This window comes from Candidatus Zixiibacteriota bacterium (genome assembly GCA_014728145.1).
Classification (GTDB): Bacteria; Zixibacteria; MSB-5A5; order JAABVY01; family JAABVY01; genus WJMC01.
In genome coordinates this window covers 1-5528 of record WJMC01000182.1, presented here as the reverse complement: position 1 = coordinate 5528, position 5528 = coordinate 1, and the positions used below count along the sequence as shown (strand labels likewise).

Annotated in this window: 5 protein-coding genes; 1 reads left to right on the top strand and 4 read right to left on the bottom strand. The window is 48.7% G+C overall.

What is annotated here, in order from left to right; genetic code table 11:
• From GF404_10630 to GF404_10615, 4 genes are all read right to left on the bottom strand, one after another.
• On the bottom strand, window positions 1–389 hold a 389-nt coding region (locus GF404_10630), incomplete at its 3' end, for a redoxin domain-containing protein (GenBank protein ID MBD3382636.1).
• Between the two features lie 9 nt (window positions 390–398).
• The gene (locus tag GF404_10625; protein ID MBD3382635.1) at window positions 399–653 is read right to left on the bottom strand and encodes a redoxin domain-containing protein; all 255 of its coding nucleotides are present in this window, start codon (window positions 651–653) and stop codon (window positions 399–401) included.
• 226 nt (window positions 654–879) lie between these two features.
• Window positions 880–1965 carry a ketoacyl-ACP synthase III gene (locus tag GF404_10620; GenBank protein ID MBD3382634.1) on the bottom strand — a complete coding sequence of 362 codons (1086 nt, stop codon included), beginning with the start codon at window positions 1963–1965 and terminating at the stop codon, window positions 880–882.
• Window positions 1966–2545: 580 nt separating this feature from the next.
• Window positions 2546–2827 (bottom strand): RNA-binding protein, encoded by a 282-nt coding sequence (locus GF404_10615; protein MBD3382633.1) that lies wholly within the window; start codon window positions 2825–2827, stop codon window positions 2546–2548.
• A 599-nt stretch (window positions 2828–3426) separates the two neighbouring features.
• Between GF404_10615 and GF404_10610 the strand changes: the two genes are divergently transcribed.
• Window positions 3427–5364 carry a hypothetical protein gene (locus GF404_10610; protein ID MBD3382632.1) on the top strand — a complete coding sequence of 646 codons (1938 nt, stop codon included), beginning with the start codon at window positions 3427–3429 and terminating at the stop codon, window positions 5362–5364.
• Window positions 5365–5528: the final 164 nt, after the last annotated feature.

Genomic DNA, 5528 nt, shown 5'->3' with positions numbered 1-5528 from the left:
GTCTGCTTGCCGGGTTCCCATCCGGCCGGACAGGCCTCAGCGCCCTTGGTCTTGCGGACATGCTGGAAAGCTTGAACCTGTCGAATGGATTCATCCACCTTGCGACCCACAGGAGGCGTCAGTACCTCCATGGCCTGAATTACACCGTCCGGATCGATCAGAAACCGCCCGCGGATATCCACCCCGTTGGCTTCATCGTAGACACCGTAGACTTTGCCCAGGTTCCCGGATCCGTCGGCCACCATCGGCCAGGGGATACCATCTTTAGTCATCTTGGAGAGTTCGGTCTCATCCCAGATCTTATGAGTAAATGTGCTGTCGGTAGAGATCGACAAAATTTCCACACCCAGCTTTTTGAATTCATCCAGCTTGCCGGCGACCGCCGACAATTCCGTCGGTCAGACGAATGTGAAATCACCGGGATAAAAACAGATCAGCACCCATTTGCCCAGGTAATCGGACAGTTTTACATTGATGAATTTGCCCTTGTGGTAGGCCGGAGCTTCAAAATCGGGAGCTTTGCTCCCCACTTTTGCTGTGACCATATTCTTCTCTCCTTGACTGTTTGTTTCCTCTTGTGGTTTCTCTTTCGATGCCGCCTCACCGATAACCGTACCGGTCGGCCGAGCGCATCCAACTGGTTCTTCAGCCATAGACACCTCCTGTCGTCCTTGTTTAGAAGCCATAACTTAGTATTATGGTTGGGATTACGATTCCTGCCCCCCGGCATTGAACTCATTCGACACCTCAATTTAGGAAATCGGTCACCCGGGCGCAATCAGTATTAACAAAAAAATTTGTTTGTATTAAGGGAGGTTGTCTTGTGTACAAGAGTATATATATTATATATAAAGATGCCTGCGCAATAAAATTAGTATCTTACGGGGTGCGGTATACCATAGCGTTGATGTTCATCCCGGCCCCGACCGAGGCAAACACGATATTATCGCCACTGTGAACTTCGTGGTCGGCCAGTTTGCCCTTGGTCATCATATCAAGGAGGGTGGGCAGTGTTGCCACCGAACTGTTGCCAAGACGCGAGATGATCATCGGCATGATATACATCGGGGCGTTGCTGTTGCCGTATCTTTTATATATACGCTTGAGGATAGCCTCATCCATCTTGGCGTTGGCCTGGTGAATCAGGATCTTGGAGATGTCGGTTACTTTCATGTCTACCTTGTCGAGGCTCTCTTTGACCACTTCGGGAACCGTTTTGATTGCGTACTGGTACAGCTTATGGCCGTCCATCTTGAGATACAGATCACTGTTGCCGTTCTGGGAGTTGTAGGATTTGTCCATGCGGAGCATATAGGCATGTTTTATAGTATCGGATCTGACTGAATGGGAGAGGATACCGACATCGGTATCTCCCGCGACTCCCTCAAGAATTGCGGCCCCGGCGCCGTCGGCGTAGATCATGCTGTCGCGGTCATGGGGATCGGAGACCCGTGAAAGAGTCTCGGCACCGATTATCAGGGCGCGTTTGGCGTCACCTGACTTGATGAAATAATCGGCCTGGATCACCGCCTGGAGCCATCCGGGACACCCAAACGGGAGATCGTACGCTACCGTTTTCGGGTTTTCGATCTCGAGTTTGCATTTAACCCGCGAAGCCAGACTGGGTACGAAATCGGAACGACGGTTGTCCGAACGCACATCACCAAAATTATGTGCCACGATAAGGTAGTCGAGACTTTCTTTGTCAATGCCCGAAGATTGCAGAGCATCCTGAGCCGAGAGATAGGCGATATCTGAGGTGACCATATCGTCGGGGACATGACGCCTCTCGATAATACCTGTGATCTCTTCCAGCTTGGTGACTATTTCCTCGTTTGATTTATCAAACAGGGTGCCATCCCTGTCATAAAAATTCCAGTCCAGAAATGTCGCGTTGGGGATTTCCTGTGAGGGTATATAGCTCCCGGTCGCCTTGATGACCGTGCTGATTCTATTGTTTCGCATTGTGACTTCCCGTTTTGAAAAAGTAAAGACTACCTGTACTGTCCGATTTCCACGAAGTCATCTCAAATTAGGTTGCTTCGCTTTAGGACGGATCATAATATACAAAGAAATTACGATAATAACACATAATTTATTAATATTATACAAACGTCAGAGAAACATTTTCGCACGATTCAAGTTTCCCTGTCTTAATTTATACGTTTTCCATAAATATAAACAATGCAATTTAACATGGGTTCAATCGAAGCTCAAGTATTTCCTTACAATTTTGATCAGATACCATATTTTTGTAACATAGACCATGTTACTAATTTTTGCTATTCGAGGAGGGATGAGTTATTTTTCAATTGCTTTGCGGGGATGCCAACTGTGATTCGTCTGTGGATGTAGCCGATGTCGTCAACCTGCCATCTACTCGTCTGCCGGTGGAAACACACCCTGCTCTATCGATGGCGCGCCGGATTGTTTGTCGGGCTGAGCTATACCTGCAAGATCTGACCTGCATAAAACAGGGAAGGCTCGAAAAGCCTTCCCTGTAAACAAAATTATATTATGTGAATATAATCTTTGGAATAGTCAATTAATAGCGGTTGTAACCGCCGCCGCCACCCCTGCGATTGTTGTTTTCACGGCGCGGACGAGCCTCGTCGATTCTCAATGTACGACCCTCGAATTCGGAACCATTTAAGGCATCCTTGGCAGTTTCGGCTTCGTCCACACTGCTCATCTCGACAAATCCGAAACCCTTGCCGTCGATAACTCGAACATCCTTGACATCGCCATGATTGGAGAACAGTTCTTTGAGCTGTTCGCTGGTAACTGAATAATTAAGATTTCCCACGTAAAGTTTGCTTACGTCCATTTTTTCCTCATGTAAATTTTTCTGTTGAATCATATTTCTCTGAGGTAGCGCGGTGTAGCAGTTCTATCCATCAAGCAAAATATTCTTTCAAACAGAGATTCATAGGTGATAAAGTGAATTAAAAAAAGAAAAGTTGCAGTATGAACCTCCTTAGCAAGTACCCGTAGCTTAATCGCTTGCCCTTAAAACAGCGACCGTTAATCATTGTCCCCTGAATAAAACCAAATTTCAGGAGATGTCAAAGAATTTATCGGCAGAATTCGATAAAAATGTAACACTTTTATACAGTGCGGATAATAATACAAATACAATATGTCACCTTAGTTTGCTTTCCACCTGTATAAATCCTCGCGGTTTGACCAACGGCTTGAATCTTTTCCGGCAATAATTCTCGAACTTCATTTTTACATTTAGGTCATTATATTTTAATCTGTTAAACTATTGAACTTGACTTAATGCTTTAAGTGGTTATATTTCGCCCGCTAATACTTACCGGTTTTTTTTACTTACTGTCTCGCTAGGTGAGCCGAAATTACAAATCTAATTTAACCCTGGCAGCAGACATATGCTTCTCTGTTGTCCTGCAAGAGGATACTGCCATGCATTACTTATCAAACCACCTGACAAGAGCGTTATTTTTAGTCGCAGTCGTGCTTCTCCTGACTTTTTCTTTTGCATCTGCAGACGATATTACAATAGGTCTGCTGGAGTACGACAACCGTTCCCTGGAGGGTTACACTCTGATCGCTCCGCCACCTTCGAATACGATCTATTTAATCGACATATACGGCCGGGTGGTACATACCTGGGAGAGTTCCCATACCACAGGTTTGGCCGCCTATCTCAATGAATCCGGCCAGCTCGTGCGCGCGGTCTCATTTCTTTCAGCGGGCGATCAGGGCGGTGGAGTTGAGATCCAGAGCTGGGATGGCAATACGGTCTGGAGTTATTCCTATGCAGATCAGCATCACGATATCGAACAGCTTCCCAACGGCAATATCCTGATTTTAGCCCATGACGACATGGACAGCCTGGAGGCCATCGCCCAGGGTCGAGATCCGCAATTTATGGGAGATGATAAAGTCACCCTGGAAAAAATCATCGAGGTCAAGCCGATCGGTCTCGACAGTGGCGAGGTAGTCTGGGAATGGTATGTCCGCGATCACCTGATCCAGGATTTCGACTCCGGCAAAGCTAATTACGGCTCAGTAGAGAATCATCCGGAACTGATAGATTTCAATACCCGTGAGGGCCGGGAAGTCGACTGGTTGCATGCCAATCATATCGCCTACAACGCTGAATACGACCAGATCGTGATCAGTTTTCGAACGATCAGCGAGATCTGGGTGATAGACCACAGCACCACCACCGCCCAAGCCTCCGGCCATTCTGGAGGCAACAGCGGTAAAGGCGGGGATATCCTCTACCGCTGGGGGAATCCGCAGGTCTATCGTGCCGGAGATGACGACGATCAGGAATTCTATGATCAGCATGCCGCTCACTGGATCGCCGACGGCCTGGACGGGGCCGGGGATATCCTGTTGTTCTCGAACGGAAAAACCCGCCCCGACGGAAATTACTCGACTGTGGAAACGATTACGCCTCCGGTAGATGTCGACGGCAGTTACGCTGAACCGGTCGCCGGAGAGGCTTTCGAACCCGGCCAGCAGACCTGGGTATATGTCGCCGATCCGCCCGAGAGCATGTACTCTCCGCGAACATCATCGGCCCAGCGTCTTTCCAATGGCAACACGCTGATCTGCGCCGGAATCAACGGTATCCTGACTGAGATTACTCCCCAGGAGGAAATCGTCTGGAAATTCATCAATCCTGTCCACAGAACCGGCCCGATGCACCAGGGGGACAGCCTGCCACCGCAGGGTAATGGTATCTTCAAGGTCTATCGCTACGCGCCTGATTATCCCGCTTTCGCGGGACGTGACCTGAGCCCGGGCGGACGGCTGGAACTCTACGCGATCGATATCAGCGGTGTTACCCACGTTCCCGAAAACCCGGACCCGGTCGACTCTGTGATTATTACTGCGAAGGTCGAATCCGACAGTACAATAACTGCGGTGACACTGATGGTCAATCCCGGAAGTGGATTTGCTCCAGTGACTATGTATGATGACGGGCTTCATGGGGATGAACTATCCGGTGACGATATATATGGTATAAAACTTGCCCCGTTTCCCGGATTTACGGAAGTCTCGTACTACGTTTCGGCCGAGATCAGCGGAGGGGAAAACGTAAGAGATCCGGCCCCCTCGCCGGATATCAGTTACGGCTTTACGGTCAACAGCCCCGGCTATGTTTGTGGCGATGCCAATGACGATATGCTGATTAATGTTTCCGATGCGGTGTTTGTGATCAATTATGCTTTCGGGGGTGGACCGGCACCGGACCCGTTGATATCTGCGGATACCAATTGCGATACAGCGGTGGATGTCTCCGACGCGGTGTATGTCATCAATTACGCCTTCTCAGGCGGAGCGTCGCCCTGCGATCCCGATGATGACGGCGCGCCCGATTGCTGATAAATCTTGAAAAGTCTTCTGTTTTAAAATACCTCGACTTCGACGTTGAGGTATTTTTTTGGATTGTGGCGGATATCGACGATGATATCTTCCAGGGAACGAACCATCTTCTTTACATCCTGGTAAAGGGTCTCATCGGTGGAAAGCAGTCCCAGGGAACCCTC